Source organism: Klebsiella sp. B345, from assembly GCF_051131735.1.
Classification (GTDB): domain Bacteria; phylum Pseudomonadota; class Gammaproteobacteria; order Enterobacterales; family Enterobacteriaceae; genus Klebsiella.
Genome location: NZ_CP180443.1, coordinates 4,259,527 through 4,275,820 on the forward strand (window position 1 = coordinate 4,259,527; position 16,294 = coordinate 4,275,820).

At 52.4% G+C, this 16,294-nt stretch carries 15 protein-coding genes; 12 read left to right on the top strand and 3 right to left on the bottom strand.

All coding sequences use genetic code 11. The features are described from left to right. Nucleotides 1-142: 142 nt before the first annotated feature. Nucleotides 143-1,174, bottom strand: a complete 1,032-nt coding sequence (locus ACMYSO_RS20000) for a LacI family DNA-binding transcriptional regulator (RefSeq protein ID WP_434667152.1) — start codon at nt 1,172-1,174, stop codon at nt 143-145. A 482-nt stretch (nt 1,175-1,656) separates the two neighbouring features. Here ACMYSO_RS20000 and ACMYSO_RS20005 point away from each other — a divergent pair, with 482 nt between their 5' ends. Continuing rightward, nucleotides 1,657-3,054 carry an MFS transporter gene (locus ACMYSO_RS20005; protein WP_434667155.1) on the top strand — a complete coding sequence of 466 codons (1,398 nt, stop codon included), beginning with the start codon at nt 1,657-1,659 and terminating at the stop codon, nt 3,052-3,054. A gap of 138 nt (nt 3,055-3,192) precedes the next feature. Then, nucleotides 3,193-4,536, top strand: a complete 1,344-nt coding sequence (locus ACMYSO_RS20010) for a carbohydrate porin (protein ID WP_434667158.1) — start codon at nt 3,193-3,195, stop codon at nt 4,534-4,536. A gap of 63 nt (nt 4,537-4,599) precedes the next feature. Here ACMYSO_RS20010 and ACMYSO_RS20015 read toward each other — a convergent pair whose 3' ends face one another. Further along, complete coding sequence (locus ACMYSO_RS20015; RefSeq protein WP_434667161.1) at nt 4,600-4,950, bottom strand: DUF1304 domain-containing protein; 351 nt, start codon at nt 4,948-4,950, stop codon at nt 4,600-4,602. A gap of 169 nt (nt 4,951-5,119) precedes the next feature. Here ACMYSO_RS20015 and ACMYSO_RS20020 point away from each other — a divergent pair, with 169 nt between their 5' ends. The 3 genes from ACMYSO_RS20020 (at nt 5,120) to ACMYSO_RS20030 (ending at nt 7,171) form a co-directional block, all read left to right on the top strand. Continuing rightward, nucleotides 5,120-6,406, top strand: a complete 1,287-nt coding sequence (locus ACMYSO_RS20020) for a citrate synthase (RefSeq protein ID WP_434667164.1) — start codon at nt 5,120-5,122, stop codon at nt 6,404-6,406. A gap of 151 nt (nt 6,407-6,557) precedes the next feature. Then, on the top strand, nt 6,558-6,770 hold the full coding sequence (locus ACMYSO_RS20025) for a hypothetical protein (protein WP_123755780.1): 213 nt from the start codon (nt 6,558-6,560) through the stop codon (nt 6,768-6,770). Between the two features lie 236 nt (nt 6,771-7,006). Beyond that, nucleotides 7,007-7,171, top strand: coding sequence for a YnfU family zinc-binding protein (locus ACMYSO_RS20030; protein WP_217426878.1), 165 nt, complete (start codon nt 7,007-7,009; stop codon nt 7,169-7,171). Nucleotides 7,172-7,227: 56 nt separating this feature from the next. Here the strand turns inward: ACMYSO_RS20030 and ACMYSO_RS20035 are convergent, their stop codons facing one another. Continuing rightward, nucleotides 7,228-8,097: a GNAT family N-acetyltransferase gene (locus tag ACMYSO_RS20035; RefSeq protein WP_434667167.1), complete on the bottom strand. Its 870-nt coding sequence runs from the start codon at nt 8,095-8,097 to the stop codon at nt 7,228-7,230. Nucleotides 8,098-8,494: 397 nt separating this feature from the next. Here ACMYSO_RS20035 and ACMYSO_RS20040 point away from each other — a divergent pair, with 397 nt between their 5' ends. The 7 genes from ACMYSO_RS20040 (at nt 8,495) to cadC (ending at nt 16,069) form a co-directional block, all read left to right on the top strand. Further along, nucleotides 8,495-9,298, top strand: coding sequence for an alpha/beta hydrolase (locus tag ACMYSO_RS20040; RefSeq protein WP_434667170.1), 804 nt, complete (start codon nt 8,495-8,497; stop codon nt 9,296-9,298). Then, entirely contained in the window at nt 9,286-9,657 is a 372-nt protein-coding gene (locus ACMYSO_RS20045; RefSeq protein WP_434586065.1) for a RidA family protein, read from the top strand. Before ACMYSO_RS20040 ends, ACMYSO_RS20045 begins: the two co-directional genes overlap by 13 nt. A 55-nt stretch (nt 9,658-9,712) precedes the next feature. Then, the gene (locus ACMYSO_RS20050; RefSeq protein ID WP_434667173.1) at nt 9,713-10,906 is read left to right on the top strand and encodes an aromatic amino acid transaminase; all 1,194 of its coding nucleotides are present in this window, start codon (nt 9,713-9,715) and stop codon (nt 10,904-10,906) included. An 11-nt stretch (nt 10,907-10,917) separates the two neighbouring features. Next, nucleotides 10,918-12,327 carry an amino acid permease gene (locus ACMYSO_RS20055; RefSeq protein WP_434667176.1) on the top strand — a complete coding sequence of 470 codons (1,410 nt, stop codon included), beginning with the start codon at nt 10,918-10,920 and terminating at the stop codon, nt 12,325-12,327. A gap of 312 nt (nt 12,328-12,639) precedes the next feature. Next, complete coding sequence (locus ACMYSO_RS20060) at nt 12,640-13,560, top strand: Kdo(2)-lipid IV(A) acyltransferase (RefSeq protein WP_434667183.1); 921 nt, start codon at nt 12,640-12,642, stop codon at nt 13,558-13,560. 85 nt (nt 13,561-13,645) lie between these two features. Next, nucleotides 13,646-14,272: a CatB-related O-acetyltransferase gene (locus tag ACMYSO_RS20065; protein ID WP_434667185.1), complete on the top strand. Its 627-nt coding sequence runs from the start codon at nt 13,646-13,648 to the stop codon at nt 14,270-14,272. 231 nt (nt 14,273-14,503) lie between these two features. Continuing rightward, a complete protein-coding gene (gene cadC / locus ACMYSO_RS20070) occupies nt 14,504-16,069 on the top strand; it encodes a lysine decarboxylation/transport transcriptional activator CadC (protein WP_434667186.1) in 1,566 nt (521 codons plus the stop codon). Nucleotides 16,070-16,294: the final 225 nt, after the last annotated feature.

Sequence of the window (16,294 nt, forward strand, 5' to 3'; positions counted from 1 at the left end):
CAGTTGGTTATAAATGCGGCGCTGGTCACAAAATAAAAGGATAAACGCGGGGGCATGAGAAGCCGATCGCAGATTTCAATTTTCAGATTGCAGGTTATGGTAGCTGCATCACAGGGTAGGATGCAGCGAGGTTGGAAGTCGGTTATTTATTAAATGATGTTGTTGATTTTCTTGGGATAAGTGTCGGTGCCACCGCACGCAGACGCTGGCGGTCTTCACCGTTAATCAGCATATCGACGGCATTGCTGGCGATATGTTCCAGCGGGGTTCGCACCGATGTCAGTGCCACCGGTAAACGACTCACCAGCGGGATATCATTGTAGCCGACCAGCGACAACTCCTGGCCAATGGTTATGCCTCGATGGTGCGCGGCGGCCACCACGCCAATGGCGATTTCGTCATTGACGGCAAAAATGGCACTGGGAGGAGGCGTGGTACTGAGTATCCGTTCCCCGGCGTCTTCACCCGACTGGATGTTAAAATCGGATGAGCAGCACCATTGTGGCTGAATCTCCAGATTCACCTCGCGCATGGCTTTTTCAAAACCTTTTCGTCGGTTGAGGGCGTTGGAGGCGAAATCAGGCCCTCCAATGAGACCGATATTTTTATGGCCTAAATCAATCAGATGGCGGGTCGCCAGATACCCTCCCAGCTCGTCGTCCCCAACGGAAGATAAGCTGATACCGTCCGTTCGCAGTACCAGTACGTGGGGAATATCCCTTTCCCGCAGCGTTTGGGGCAGGGGATCGTCCAGCCGACAGGTCGACAAAATGAGGCCATCGACGCGGCGATCTAGCAGAGACTCTACGGATTCACGCTCCTGATCAGGGTCATCTCCACAGGTCGCCACAACCGCAAAATATCCACGGCGAGCGGCTGCTCGGGCGATTTCTTCGAAGAGCATCGCGGTGACCGCATCGGTCAGACGTGGGACCAGTACCCCGATAGTGCCGGTTCCTCCTCGACGTAAACTAGAGGCGACATAATCCCGTCGGTATCCCAGTTCACGCGCAACCTGGCGAACTTTTTCAGCAGAGGCGCTTCTGGAAGGCGGAAGTCTTTCATCCAGTATACGTGAAACGGTCGACACACTGACTCCAGCCGCACTGGCAACATCCCGCATGGTTATCAGTCTTTTTTCTGAGTGATCCTGCTCTTCACTTTCCTGGTCCATATCTGACTCCGGAGATTAAATTTGACCGAAAGGCTCCGCCTTAAAACTGGCCACGAGAGAATGAGTAACTTTATAAAATGTTACGGCAATTTTCGGTACTGACAAAGAAATGGTTAAGTATTTTGCTTTCTCTGTGCTGGGGACATCGGGTACGTAATGATCCGTCTGATTACCGCATGCCAACGCCAGGATTTTTTTTCACATTCATATTGGACTTTCGGAGTGCTATCACACTTTTTTTGTCTCATCTGTCGGGAATGTGAACTGGATATCAATTGTTCACTTTGTTGAATTGACATTGCCTCTTAATCCGCTGACGATTATTACACATGAAAACGATTGCAGAAACGTTTTCATTTATTTTTTGTGGTGTACAAACTCCCTACAATAACTGCAAGTGAATACCTGCCTGTCTGTGCAACATGGGCATCATTCGTTGTCTTGCATGTATGCCCCGGTAAATCAATCAACAGGGTATCACTATGTCAACTCAGGTTATTGCTTCTGATAATATTATTACCAGTCACTCTGAGACTAAATCGGCAGAGTTACTGGCCAGACTTGAGCGGTTACCTATCACGCGGCGGCTTTTGGCCATCCGTGTGATAGTGGGCCTGTCAACGTTCTTTGATGCTTACACGATTATTGCTATTGCCTTTGCGTTACCTCAACTCACCCAGGAGTGGGGGCTTACCCCGACGTTTGTTGGCCTTATTATTGCCGCAAGCTATGTCGGACAATTATGCGGGGCGCTTTTTTTTGGGTCACTGGCGGAAAAAATTGGCCGTATTGGCGTGCTACGTATCACCATTATCATGTTTGTGGTGATGGATGCCGCCTGCCTCTTTGCGTGGAACGGCTGGTCAATTCTGGTGATCCGTTTCCTGCAGGGGCTAGGTATTGGAGCTGAAGTCCCGGTCGCCAGCGCTTATATTAATGAGTTTGTCGGGGCAAAAAAACGCGGCCGATTTTTCCTGTTGTATGAAGTTATTTTTCCTATCGGTATGATGTTTGCCGGTCTGGTCGGCTTTTTTCTGGTGCCGATTTATGGCTGGAAAGTCATGTTCCTGATTGGGCTGATTCCCTCCGCTTTAACGGTGCCTCTGCGTTGGCTGATGCCGGAATCACCGCGATGGTTAACGGCCAAAGGTCGTCAGGCACAGGCCGAGAAAGTTGTCGCTATGTTTGAAGATGAGGCCATCCGCCGCGGCATGGAATTGCCGGAGCCGATCATTAAACCGGTTGCACCACAGGCATCGTCAGAGACCGGCATCAAAGCACTTTTCTCCGGGATGTATAAGTCGCGAACATTTATGCTATGGGGACTGTGGTTAACGGTCTATACCGTTAATAACGGGATGATTACCTGGTTCCCGACGATGTATAAAACTTTATTCCATCTGCCCCTCGAAACCAGCTTAGCCTACGGCTGGATTACCTCCTCCTGCGGGGTTATTGCGTCGGTGGTGTGTGCTTTCCTGATTGATAAAGTTGGCCGTAAACGCTGGTATTCATGGGCGTTTATGTTAGCAATTATTCCGTTAATTACGCTCTGTGTACTAGGTGCTAAATCGGCCATCGAAATATTGATTCTTGGTAGCATGACCTACGCCATTTTGCAGACGGTCGCCTTTTCGTTGTACCTCTACTCTGCCGAATTGTACCCGACACGTTTGCGTGCTATCGGGACAGCATTCTCCAGCGCCTGGCTGCGTGCCGGTTCCTCAATAGGGCCTCTGCTGGTTGGCTTTATCGTCTCTGGCTTCGGTGTACGGTTCGTGTTTATCGCTTTCGCCGTGATTGCCCTGACGGGCGGGCTGGTGACGCTGCTGTTTGCGGTGGAGACTAAAGGTAAATCACTCGAGGAGCTGTCGCCGTAGTGTAAGCCCGTATCATTTTGTCTGTCCCGAAGAATAAAGAACCGATCACCACCGTGTTATCAGTCAACGCACTCATCCACAGAAATTTTTTGTGGATGAGCCGTCGGCTGCCTGACATTCAGAGCAAAAGGTCGAGAAATGATATATATAAAATTGCAATATTATTGTTTTTTGGGTTTCTTATACTTTCCTGCTTCATTATTTGCCAGCGATTCACCTTTCTCCGCGACCGGCCAACATATGACCGGCGACTGGGGTGGATACCGTAGCGATCTTAAAAATAAAGGCTATGACTTTACGTTAGAATATGGCTCGATGCTGGCCTCAAATATCTCCGGCGGGTATAACCGAAATAAAACGGTGCGTTACAGCGACCAATATATTATTGGTGTCGATATGGATCTGCAGAAAATAGCCGGTATCGCCAATGGGCAATTTAAAATGTCGGTCGTCGATCGTAACGGTCGTGATTTAACCAAGGACCGGATTCAGGACCCGCGAGCGCCGGTGATGGGGTCAACGGTCAACAGTAACTATGGTCGTGGCCAGACCTGGCATGCCGCGCAGTTTTGGTATCGCCAGTCGTGGTTCGATAACGCGTTGGATCTTAAAGCCGGTCTGATACCAGTGGGGGAGGATTTTGACAATAACGGCTGTTATTTTCAGAACCTGTCACTGTGTGGATCGCTGGCGGGCCACGGGAATAGCGCATGGTATAACACCCCTATAGGGCAATGGGGGCTGCGGGTTCGTTACAATATGACTGCGCAAACGTACCTCCAGACCGGGGCCTTTATGTACAACCCCAACTACGCCACCCGTAGCGGCAGCTTCCAGTTAGATAATACCGGACGCACTGGCAATATGTATCTGGTTGAACTGGGATATACCCCGCTGCTGGGTATCAAGCAACTTCCGGGAGCGTTCAAGGTAGGGGCCTGGTATAACACGGCGGATGCCAGCGATGTACTGAAAGACAGTCATGGCGATGATTATGTACTGAGCAAACGTGCCCCTGCAGTGCGTGATGGTCGCTACGGTGGTTGGGTCTATTTACAGCAGCAGGTGACCCGAGAGCAGGGCAGCACAAATCGGGGATTATCGTTATTCTGGCACCTGGCAATGAACGATAAAGCGACGGCGACCATGGACTATCAGACACAGATTGGCACCGTGTATAAAGGCCTGTTTGACAGCCGTCCTCAGGATTATATTGGTCTTGGGTTCAGCAAAATGCATGCGAACTATCGGGTGGCGGAGCGAGCCCGTTTGCAGAACGAACTCAAAGGGGCGGAGGGTTATGACGATCCGGCCTGGACACCGGTTCGCGGCGCCGAGTACGCAGCCGAACTGCACTACAGCATCGCGGTAACGCCCTGGTTTACCTTACGACCTAATGTGCAGTTCCTCAGTGGGCCCGGTGGTGTCAAAGAAATCAAAGACGCGTGGGTTGTGGGTACGCAGATTACCCTCAAATTATAACGTTGAGGGCAAGTGAACAACCATGGCGACCGACGTCGTCATGGTTGTTACGTCAGCGCCTGACTAGCGAACGCACAGGGCAATCAGCGCCAACGCCGCAGGCAGCGCCTGCACATACAGTATTTTCCGACTGGCGGTCATGGCACCGAAGATCCCGGCGATAATCACGCAAATCAGAAAGAAAATCGTAATCTCGAGTCCCTGTTCCCCGCGCCACAATCCCCACAGCAATCCGGCGGCTAAAAAACCGTTGTACAGCCCCTGATTGGCGGCCATCACCCGGGTATCACGGGCAAAGTCGGCGCTAAGGTTGAAGGCCTTGCGGCCGGTTTTGCTCTGCCATAAAAACATCTCCAGAATCAGGATGTAGATATGAATGGCGGCGACGATAACAATGAGCGTATTGGCTAACACGGCGGTCCTTACTCAGTAATGATCATATTGATGGGCTAAAACCCGCTTTTATCACGCTTTTAACCGTTTATATCAAAGAATAGCCGCAGTACTCTGGCTATGTTGGAAATTCGGCCTGAAGAATGGCTTCAGGGTGCTCACGATATGCTGCAGAGGGGGAATTGAAAAGATGGGGACTACGCCAGTAACACTTTCTTTGGATGGGCAGCAGTCCATCCCCCTGAATACGGTGTCCGGAACGCTGGGTCAGGTCGGTCTCGATGCCCGCGCGCTCGCATCGTCAGGAATGTGCAGCTTTGATCCCGGCTTTAGCAATACCGCCGGGTGCGAGTCGGCTATTTCCTATATTGATACCGAAAACAGCGTCCTGCTGCACCGGGGTTATCCGGTCGATCAACTGGCGCGGCAGTGCGACTTCCTTGAGGTCGCCTGTATTATGCTGCAAGGGGAGGCGCCCGATGAGGCGAGCTATCAAGCCTTCCGGGAGAAAATCACCCGTCATACCCTGGTCCACGAGCAGATGTCGAAAATGTGCAGTGGATTCCGCCGCGATGCCCATCCGATGGCGCTGATGTGCGCCATGGTGGGGGCGCTGGCAGCGTTCTACCATGACGTGCTGGACGTCGAAAATCCAGACCATCGCGCGCTGGCTGCCACCCGTCTGCTGTCCAAAATGCCGACCATCGCGGCAATGAGCTATAAGTTTTCCATCGAACAGCCGGCGGTCTATCCAAAGAACGACCTGGCGTACGCCGGGAATTTCCTGCATATGCTGTTTGCCATCCCGGCGGAAAAATACGTTGTGAATCCGGTGATTGAGCAGGCGATGAACCAGATTCTGGTTCTCCATGCCGATCACGGGCAGTGTGCTTCCACCACGACGGTGCGGGCGGCGGGTTCCTCCGGGGCTAACCTGTTTGCCTGCGTGGCGGCCGGCCTGGCCTCCATGTGGGGGCCGATGCACGGCGGCGCTAACGAGGCGAGCATGCAGATGCTGGACGCTATCGAGAGCGTGGACCAGGTACCGGCGTTTATGAGCAAAGCGAAGCGTGACCCGCAGGCCTTCCGTCGCCTGGGCTTTGGCAACTCACGCTACAAACATCTCGATCCGCGGGCCGCAATCTTGCGTGAAACCTGCCATCGGGTACTGGCAGAGCTCGGGATGTCCGATCAGCTGCTGCAGGTGGCGATGGCCCTTGAAGAGGTGGCACTGAGCGATCCGTACTTTATCGAAAACGGCCTGTCACCGAGCGTGGACTTCTACACGGCGGTGATCCTGAAAGCGATGGGTCTGCCTTCTTCGATGTTTGTGGTCATTACCGCCGTTGGGCGCACCCTGGGCTGGGTCGCGCACTGGAACGAAATGCATGAAGCGCCGCTGAATATCTACCGTCCACGGCAGATTTACACCGGGGAAGCGCCTCGGGACTATATTTCACGCCGCGTGCAAAAGTAGCGTCGGCACGCCTCTGTCACAGGGCCGACGCCGGTGAGCCAGGTCGCCACCGGCGTCAGGGCCGGAAGGGAATTATCATGCATCGCGGTGATGAACTTCATCACAGCACCTATAATTTATACGGGTATGTGGCTGGTTGGAGGTAAATCGCATGATTACGCACCCGGAAGTTCGGCGCTGGGCATCGGTGATGCTGATGTCGGCGCTGCGCGGAGAGATGTCCCAGGAGGAAATATTGACCCAGGTTCATCGGATTTGTGAGAACCATGGCTCAGCATGCCTTGAAGACGTTATCGATGAAATTTTAATTGAAGCAGGCCGGATTGGGTCTGGGCACAGTGACGGCACCCTGTATCGGCACTGATATAACGCATTGATGTTTAAGGAACGGTAACCATTGTGCGACCGGCGTATGGCATGACCCCGCAAAAACGCCTTTTGATCGGAGATGGTACGCGTCTTTCACCGTCCTCACCATCTCCTGATTTTTCTCTCTCTGATTCGCTGCGCCGTGGACGCTTTGCCATCGGCAGTATGATCTGTGTGTTTTTTAATCAGCCAATGTTATGATAAACCACACTCAACCAGCGGGTAAGGTCTATGTCATTCTTTGATAACGCAGTGAAGCGTTTTCGTTCCTCTGCAGGGACGACGGTAAGGTGTCCGGAATGCCGACATAAATCACGGCATCCGCTCAGCAAGGTTAAAAACGGTGCCGCCCTGATGTGTCCGCGTTGTAAATCGTTGTTTGTTGTCACACCCTGACGGATTGACGCCCGGCCATTCATGCCACCCGGGCAGCATGAATGGTTGAATAGCATTCAGGCGTGTGCGAGGGTAGGGAACATCAGTTTACGGTCTTTGAAAATATTCTCTTTTGCCGAATAGATGAACAGAAAATCATCGATCTCTATCTTGTCATATTCACCGGCCCGGTCTTCCTTCGGGGTAAAACCTAAAATAACCTGCCGGGTCTGATCCGCGGCCAGTTCATTCACGATGGTGGACATCGAACTCGTACTGTCACAGAAAATATCAAAGCACAGTAGCGCATGTTCGCTCTGCATCGCTATCGCCACGGCTTTATTTTTCTCCGAGTAATAGATGCAGTGTTTCATAAACGCTGAACAATAAAACATCAACAGCCCGAAGTTATTGTGCGCGGTGAGTTGAGAAAACGGATTGGATTTCTGGTAGTAAGATTTAAGCAGTTCAACATCGCCGGCGTTATCCATATCGAGCTTGCGAAAATCCCCAGCGGTCGGCATAACCGGCAGGGTGTACTGGTATTCATCCGTACGCTCAAAGCCAAATCGTGGATAAAAATCAACGGTGGTGGAGTTGGCAAACAGAAAAATCCCGTCGACGCGATCCTGCCAGTCCGCCAGAATCTGCTTTATTAACTGGCTGGCTAAGCCTTTTTCCCGATGGTCGATGGCGGTCATCACGGTGCCAATCTGAATATAGCGCTTGGGCTGGCCTTGCCACTGCAGGTCAATGATATTGGCGGAGGCATTGGCAATGACTTTATTATTATTGTCGACGAAAGCATAAGGAATATAGGAGTCAGTCCAGTAGCCTTGCTTGTACCATGACTTAAAAGAGAGCTCAAAGGTCTTAATGGCTAAGTTAATGAAGCTGTTTCTTAAGACATCATCATGGACCACTTGCTTAACTAATTTATATTTCATTGGTCTGTATTCCTTCTTATACATTTTGAGACCCGACATTACTACGGCCAAATTAATATCAAAACAATGGCTTATTTATGTCGTTGAGTATGGCCTTTTCGCGATGTTTGTACAATCTGGACCCCTCAGCGGTGTCTCAGGACGTTGACTCGGTCACAGTACGATGAGCCGGAGGGGGCAACCGCAAGATGCCGGTGGCGAAAAGTGAATGGTGACACCTCATCAGTCCTCTCTCAATGGCCTAATCACCCGGGAAAAGTTTCACTGGTAAAACTTATTCAGGCGAAAAATTAAATTCTATTAACCTTCACGCATTCCACTTTAACCACGCTTGACAATAAATTTTCTCATTGCTAATAGTTAAGCCACGTCTTAAATAATAAACAAAGTTTAATATATGAAACTCAGCGTCGGAAGTTATGACAACAGCACCACCGTAGATAATGAAGCGGAAATACTGGCTGACTTTCAGCGGCGAAGTCAGTTAGCTTATCAACGTTGCGAAAATATCATGACTTTTTCTTATGGTGAAAAGGCGCGGGAGCGTATTGACTGGTTTATTTCTCCGAAAGAGAAAGTAGGAACAATAGTATTTATCCACGGTGGCTACTGGCAATCCTGTAATAAAGAGGATTTTGCCTTTATTACCGCGGGTCCGCTGGCTCTGGGGTTTGATGTAATGCTGGTGGAATATTCGTTAGCGCCGCAGGTCATGCTGACGACGATCCACCAGCAAATTGGCGCGGCGCTGGATGCTATTGCTCGCCAACCTGGCGTGGCGGGGCCGTTGTATCTCAGTGGACACTCTGCCGGTGGGCATCTGGCGGCCTGCTGGCAGGCTCATCCGGGCGTGGAGGCGGTCCTGGCGATCAGCGGTATTTTTGAACTCGAACCGCTGCTGACCACCGCGGTGAATCAACAATTACAGCTGACGGCGCAGGAAGTGCGCGAGCTTAGCCCTCTGCGCCATGTGCCGGCACAGGCCGCGCCGTTGACGCTGTTTTACGGGAGTCGCGAGCGACCAGAGCTGATAGCACAGAGTGAATACTATGCCCAACAGCTGTGCCAGCAGGGAAGGTCGGTCGGGAAAATGGCAATAGAGAATGCCAATCACTACTCCATCCTTGATGCGCTGTTTGCCACTGATTGCGCACTTTTTAGCGTACTTTGCAAATACAGGAAGCCTTTATGCGAGACGTAATTCAGACCGACCTGCCGGATATTGGTCAGCCTTTTTCCTGGGCGACGCGTGGCGGTGGGATGCTTTTTACTGCACACGGCCCGGTCCGCACCGATGGCAGCATTGAAACCGGTGCGGCGGAAAAACAGATCACATTGACCTTTGATAATCTCGCCCGCACGCTTCAGGCGGCCGGGAGTCATAGCGATAATGTATTACAGGTCATTATTTATCTTACCGATGTTAACGATGTAGCGATGCTGGATAATATTTACCGACGCTACTTCAATGCACCTTATCCGAATCGGTCGACGGTTATCGTGGATAAATTAGTGGTGCCTGGCATGAAAATAGAGATCACCGTCAGCGCGACGGCTTGAAAACAACAATAAATATTCACCTGCTGGCCATAATTTATTATGGCTAAGGATACCTATGTTCTCAGAAATTAAACCATCGACTCCCGACCCTATTATGTCGCTGATGGAAGCGTATTTACAGGACCGCCATCCGCGAAAAGTGAATTTAGGCATTGGCTTATATTACGACGAGCGCGGGGCTATTCCGCTGCTGGAGACCGTTCAGCAGGCAGAGCAGCGACTGCTTGCTTTGCAGCAGCCACACGGCTACCCGCCGATTGAAGGCAGTGCGCGCTTTGCCGGCCAGATTCAAACGTTGTTGTTGGGGCCAGGCGCTGCACAGCACGCGCTGGCGACGGTACAAACCGTGGGCGGTTCGGGGGCATTGAAGCTGGCAGCAGACCTGCTGGTACATTTTTTACAGCGTAAAGAGATTTGGGTTTCTGACCCGACCTGGGCCAACCATCAGGCCATTTTTTCCGGCGCGGGGCTTCAGGTCAACCATTACCCCTATTTCGACAACCTCAGCGGCGAATTGCGTTTTGCCGAGATGCTGGCGGTCCTGCAGACACTGCCCGCCGGGACCGCGGTGCTGTTACATCCGTGCTGTCATAACCCGACCGGCACCGACCTGAGCCACAGCCAGTGGCAGACCCTGCTGGCCATGATGCAGACGCAGCGGCTGTTGCCCTTCTTCGATATCGCCTATCAGGGCTTCGGTGCCGGCCTGGAAGAGGACTGCTATGCGCTGAGGCTGGCGCTGGAGAGCGATCTTGATTTTATCGTCGCCAACTCGTTTTCGAAAAATATAGCCCTGTACGGCCAGCGCGTCGGGGGACTGACGGTTCGCTGCGCCAGCGCCAGCGAAGCTGTCAATGTTCAGGGGGCGCTCAAAACCCTGATTCGCAGGAGCTACTCCTGCCCGCCAACCCACGGTAGCCGCATAGTTGAGACGATATTAACCGATACACAACTGTGCCAGCAGTGGCAGGCGGAGCTCGCCACCATGCGCGAGCGGATCCAACTGATGCGCCAGCGTCTGTCCGCCGGACTGGAGCAGGGGGCCTCTGCGCTGGACTATCGGCGCATCCGCGATCAGCGAGGCATGTTCAGCTATACCGGCCTCAACGAGCGTCAGGTCAGCGAACTGCGCGAGCGCTATTCCATTTATCTGGTGGCCCCAGGGCGCATGTGTCTGCCCGGCCTTAATGGTGACAATATTGACTACGTCACCGCCGCGATCCTCGATGTCACCACCGCCCGTCGCTAAGGCAGGAACCGATGAAAGATCGTAAGCGTTTTGATGAGATTGCGCAGCGCCAGGACGGGCTTAAGAAGCAACTGACCGCCGGGCAGATGTCGATGCTGGCGATTGGCGGGGCGATTGGTACCGGGCTGTTCCTCGGCAGCGCCTATGCGATTCAGATGGCCGGGCCGTCGGTATTGCTGAGCTATCTGATTGGCGGCGTGATCGCGCTGCTGTTGATGGGCTGTCTGGCAGAGATGACCTCAGAGCATCCCACTCCAGGCTCCTTTGGCGACTATGCCGAGTTTTACCTGAGCCCGCTGTGCGGATTTCTGGTGCGCTACTCCTACTGGTCCTGCGTGGTGCTGGCGGTGGGAACCGAAGTCACCGCGATCGGGATGTATATGCAGTTCTGGTTCCCGGATACGCCGGTCTGGCCGTGGGTTCTGCTGTTCTCCGCGGTGGTGATCGTGATTAATGTTATCGGTGTGAAATGGTTTGGTCAGGTGGAGTATGCGCTCTCGACGGTCAAGGTGCTGGCGATCGTGGCGTTTATCCTGATTGGCCTGGGGATCCTCGCTTTCTCGGCTAACCCGACCTACGGCCTGCACAATTTTACCGCCAGCGGTGGGTTTATGCCGTTCGGGGTGAGCGGCATGTGGTTTGCGACCATCGTCGCTATTTTCAGCTATCTCAGCATCGAAATGATCGCCGTGGCGGCAGGCGAGGCCAAAAACCCGGTGGTGGCGGTGAAGTCGGCGTTTAAAGGGACCATCCTGCGCCTGTTTATCTTCTATATGCTGTCGATTGCGCTGATGCTGGCGATTGTACCGTGGCGTCAGTCCGGCACCAGCGAAAGCCCCTTCCTGGTGGCGATGAACGTGATTCATCTGCCGTATGCCGGCGGTATTTTTAACTTTATCGTCCTGATTGCGGCGCTTTCGGCGATGAACAGCCAGCTGTATATCACCACCCGCATGATGTTCTCATTGTCGCGGGCCCGCCAGGCACCGGCGGGGTTTGGCCGGATCAGCGCGCGCGGGATCCCGGTGAATGCGTTGGCTATCTCGTGCGTCGGGATTATGATCTCCATCGTGCTGAGCGTGCTCTACCCGCAGCAGGCATTTGCCGCCATGATGTCCATTTCGGTCTATGGCGCCTGTTTCACCTGGCTGATGATCTTTATCACCCATCTGTTTTTCCGCCGTCAGCACCAGCAAACGGCGTTGAAGTTTCGGCTGTGGGGCTATCCCTGGACTCCGTTGCTGGGGGCCAGTCTGATGCTGGCGTTACTGATCTCAACGGCGTTCACCGATTTCTTCCGCATGACGTTGTGGTTCGGCATTCCGTTTACCGTGCTGCTGATCGGCATATATTACTATAGCCACCGTTCACGAACGGCCCTGACGAGCCTGCCCACGCCCGATGCGGATCGGGTGCAGTAAATTCGCCGTTCGCCTCCTTGAGGGGGCGAGCGGATATTCACGTTGTTGAATGATAGCGACTGAGAATAATTAAGATGTTATCTACTTAGAGCCTGGTCCATTAGGCTATTTCACGAATGACTGAATAATTTAATTAATAATAAATTTGTTACATACAACAGAGTATCCTGCGCCCGGTTCAGCGATATAATTTTATTCTTATTCGCACGACAATATTGCCATCGATTAAATAAAACCGCCTCCGCAGCGCGATACTCCGCGTGTGCCATGCCATGTTGTCGTTTTTCCTAATATTGGATAAACAGGATCCCCATGTCGCTTTTACCGCAATTTTCGCGCTCTTTTTTTCGCCCCAAATACTGGCTGATATGGCTGGGGGCGGGTTTGTTATGGTTGGCGGTGCAGCTACCTTATCCGCTCATCTATCGCCTGGGCACGGCGATGGGGCGCCTGGCGATGCGCTTTATGAAGCGTCGTGTCAGTATTGCCGGGCGCAATGTCGAACTGTGCTTTCCTGAAATGAACGATGTTCAGCGCCATGAGATGGTGCGACGAAACTTTGAATCCCTGGGGATGGGGTTGATGGAAACGGGCATGGCATGGTTCTGGCCCACCAGCCGAATTGCCCGCTGGAGCGAGACCAGCGGCGTGGAGGAAGTGATTAACCTGCAGCAACAAAAGCAAGGGGTGCTGCTGATTGGCGTGCATTTCCTCACCCTCGAGCTGGGGGCGCGGATGTTCGGCATGCATACGCCGGGCGTTGGCGTATACCGTCCCAACGATAATCCGGTGCTGGACTGGCTACAGACCCGCGGGCGGTTACGTTCGAACAAGACCATGCTGGATCGCAAAAACCTGAAAGGGATGGTACGTGTCCTGAAAGAGGGGGAGATCCTCTGGTACGCGCCGGACCACGACTATGGCCCGGAAAGCAGCGTGTTTGCCCCTTTTTTTGGCGTCGAGCAGGCGGCTACAACGACCGGAACCTGGATTCTGGCTAAAATGTCGAAAGCGGCGATCGTGCCTTTTGTTCCCCGTCGCAAACCTGATGGTGGTGGTTATGAATTGATCTCGTTGACGCCGGAATCAACCCCGCCACTTGAGAGCGCAGAAAGTACGGCCAGCTGGATGAACAACATTATTGAACAGTGCATCCTGATGGCGCCAGAGCAATATATGTGGCTCCATCGGCGTTTTAAAACCTGCCCTGATGGGGTCCCTTCCCGCTATTAAGTGGTTGTTCCTGCGCCGAAACTTTTAGCTTATGATGATTCACCTGCACGCAGTCATCATATAAAAAGCAAGAAGGAATGCCACGATGGCGGACAAACACTGGGCGATAACCGAACGCCTGCACCAGACGGTCAAGAACCCGAATATCATTATTCACGGCACCCATAGTTACTACAGCGATTTCTGGGATCGGGGCTTTGAACGTGGCGTTGTACGTCATCTGCATGACGATAGTGCCAGCGAGGAGTGGGGGCCGCTAGGCCACGTGGATAAGCTCATTATCGGCAATTTTGTCTGCATCGCCGCGGAAGCGGTCATCCTGATGGGCGGCAACAGTACCCACCGACTCGATTGGGTCAGCTTCTATCCATTTGCGGCTTCCGTCAAAGAAGCTTATCAACCACGCGGCGATACCGTGCTGAAAGATGGCTGCTGGATTGGCATGCGGGCGATGATTATGCCGGGCATCACGATTGGCGAAGGGGCGGTGGTGGCCGCAGGGGCGGTGGTGACCAAAGATGTCCCGCCTTATACGGTGGTAGGGGGCAACCCGGCCTGCGAGATTAAGCTGCGTTTTCCTGAAGAGGATATCGCGCGACTGTTAAAGCTCAGGCTCTATGAATTAACGGAAGAGACGTTGCTGCAGCTGCAACCGCTGTTATCCAGCCCGGATATTGGCGCCCTGGAGCGCGCGGTGGCACAGTATCGCTAACCTCACTTTCTGGTGCAATAACGGCGGTATCGATCGGTATTCCTGAACGATTTATTCATAAAGTAAGCAGGAGTTAATAGGTCATTGATTGGGATGTCTGGACATAAAAACTGGATAAGTTAAATAATTGTAGATTGATATAACGCGTTCAAGGTAATGACCCCTATCATAATTAGGTATGGGAAATGTGCTATCATCGCGCCTTTCCCTCTTCGTTTTGGGCGCTTTTTTATGCAACAACCTGTTGTACGCGTGGGAGAATGGCTGGTTACCCCTTCCGATAACCAAATTAGCCGGAAGGGGCGTCAGCTTACTCTTGAACCGCGTTTAATCGATCTTTTGGTCTTTTTTGCTCGTCATCCCGATGAAGTTCTCAGCAGGGACGAGCTGATTGATAATGTCTGGACTCGTAACGTGGTCACCAGCCACGTCGTGACACAGAGCATCTCTGAACTCCGTAAGTCACTGAAAGATGGGGATGATAGTAGCCCCGAATATATTGCAACGGTACCCAAGCGCGGCTATAAGCTCACGGTGCCGGTGATCTGGTGTACGGAAGAGGGGGAAGCCCCCGCGCCGGTTATCCCTCCTTTGATGCCTCCTGCTCCGGCGACGGCCGCAGCCACCGCTCCGGTGGCGATGCCGGGCGAGCCGGCTACGCCAGTACTCTCTGACGAGGGGCTACAACGTCAGCCGATGCCGGTGAAATCGGAAAAGCGCCGACGCATCACCACCTTCGGCGTCTGGATCCTGTTCCTGCTGGCACTCGGGACCTGCGTGGCATTAGTCGCGCTGTCGACGATGGAGTCACGACCGCCGGTGACCAAAGCCCGTTTGCTGTTGAACCCGCGTGATATCGATATTCACCTGCTGAAAGGCGGCTCCTGTACTAACTGGGCGTCGCAGCACGCCTATGCGGTGGGGTTAGGTAGCCTGGTGGCGACTTCGCTCAACACCTTCTCGACGTTTATGGTGCATGACAAAACCGACTACAACATCAACGAACCCAGCAGTTCGGGAAAATCGTTGACCATTGAGTTCGTCAATCAGCGCCACTATCGCGCGCAGCAGTGCTTTATGTCCGTGCAGATGGTCGATAACGCCGACGGCTCGATGATGATGGACAAGCGTTATTTCATCACCAGTGATAACCAACTGGCGATTCAAAACGATCTGCTGAGCAGCCTGTCGGAAGCGCTTAAGCAACCCTGGTCCGATCGCATGCAGGCGATGTTGAAACAATATCAGCCATCGCACAGTACGGCGCTCACTCAGTTCTACGAGTCACATCAGCTATTAATGAACGGCGATGTCGACTCATTAGGTAAAGCCAGTGCGCTGCTTGATGACGTGACGAAAGACTCACCTGAGTTTTGTTATGCCTATGCCGAAAAAACGCTGGTGGATGTTTTACGTCATTCGCAGCAACCGTTGAATAAAGAACAGCTCAACGCGCTGTATGCCGAAATTGCGCGAGTCGGCGAGATGCCAGGGATAAAAAACACGGCGGTGTTTTATCAAATTAAAACGGTGGATCTGTTAGGTCAGGGAAAAGTCGACGAGGCGTATGAAGCCATTAATACCGGAATCGATCTGGAAATGTCGTGGGTGAATTACGTGCTGTTAGGCAAAGTCTACGAAATGAAAGGAGAGAACCGGGAAGCTGCTGATGCCTATCTGACCGCATTTAATTTACGTCCTGGTGAAAACACATTGTACTGGATTGAAAATGCGGTATTCCAGACCTCAGTGACCCGCGTCGTGCCGTATCTTGATAACTTCCTCTCTGCAGAATAAGTAAAGCCTCATCATGTTTCATGTAATGAATATGATGAGGTTAAATTTATGTTTCTTCTTAGCGCTTGAGTTGTTATATCTATTGAGCAATAAAATCCCCGCCAATAACACAATTTCAATATTAAATTACCTCTCTAACTAGCTGTTTTTAATCAATGTTTATCTTTTTATGATATCAACATGTCATCCTGATATGTTGCCATAAAAATGTCAAAATATCATTTG

What these genes read in the sequence shown, in the direction of transcription:
- ACMYSO_RS20000 (WP_434667152.1), bottom strand. Translation starts at nt 1,174, where the DNA reads ATGGACCAGGAAAGTGAAGAGCAGGATCACTCAGAAAAAAGACTGATA.
- ACMYSO_RS20005 (WP_434667155.1), top strand. Translation starts at nt 1,657, where the DNA reads ATGTCAACTCAGGTTATTGCTTCTGATAATATTATTACCAGTCACTCT.
- ACMYSO_RS20010 (WP_434667158.1), top strand. Translation starts at nt 3,193, where the DNA reads ATGATATATATAAAATTGCAATATTATTGTTTTTTGGGTTTCTTATAC.
- ACMYSO_RS20020 (WP_434667164.1), top strand. Translation starts at nt 5,120, where the DNA reads ATGGGGACTACGCCAGTAACACTTTCTTTGGATGGGCAGCAGTCCATC.
- ACMYSO_RS20025 (WP_123755780.1), top strand. Translation starts at nt 6,558, where the DNA reads ATGATTACGCACCCGGAAGTTCGGCGCTGGGCATCGGTGATGCTGATG.
- ACMYSO_RS20030 (WP_217426878.1), top strand. Translation starts at nt 7,007, where the DNA reads ATGTCATTCTTTGATAACGCAGTGAAGCGTTTTCGTTCCTCTGCAGGG.
- ACMYSO_RS20035 (WP_434667167.1), bottom strand. Translation starts at nt 8,097, where the DNA reads ATGAAATATAAATTAGTTAAGCAAGTGGTCCATGATGATGTCTTAAGA.
- ACMYSO_RS20040 (WP_434667170.1), top strand. Translation starts at nt 8,495, where the DNA reads ATGAAACTCAGCGTCGGAAGTTATGACAACAGCACCACCGTAGATAAT.
- ACMYSO_RS20045 (WP_434586065.1), top strand. Translation starts at nt 9,286, where the DNA reads ATGCGAGACGTAATTCAGACCGACCTGCCGGATATTGGTCAGCCTTTT.
- ACMYSO_RS20050 (WP_434667173.1), top strand. Translation starts at nt 9,713, where the DNA reads ATGTTCTCAGAAATTAAACCATCGACTCCCGACCCTATTATGTCGCTG.
- ACMYSO_RS20055 (WP_434667176.1), top strand. Translation starts at nt 10,918, where the DNA reads ATGAAAGATCGTAAGCGTTTTGATGAGATTGCGCAGCGCCAGGACGGG.
- ACMYSO_RS20060 (WP_434667183.1), top strand. Translation starts at nt 12,640, where the DNA reads ATGTCGCTTTTACCGCAATTTTCGCGCTCTTTTTTTCGCCCCAAATAC.
- ACMYSO_RS20065 (WP_434667185.1), top strand. Translation starts at nt 13,646, where the DNA reads ATGGCGGACAAACACTGGGCGATAACCGAACGCCTGCACCAGACGGTC.
- cadC (WP_434667186.1), top strand. Translation starts at nt 14,504, where the DNA reads ATGCAACAACCTGTTGTACGCGTGGGAGAATGGCTGGTTACCCCTTCC.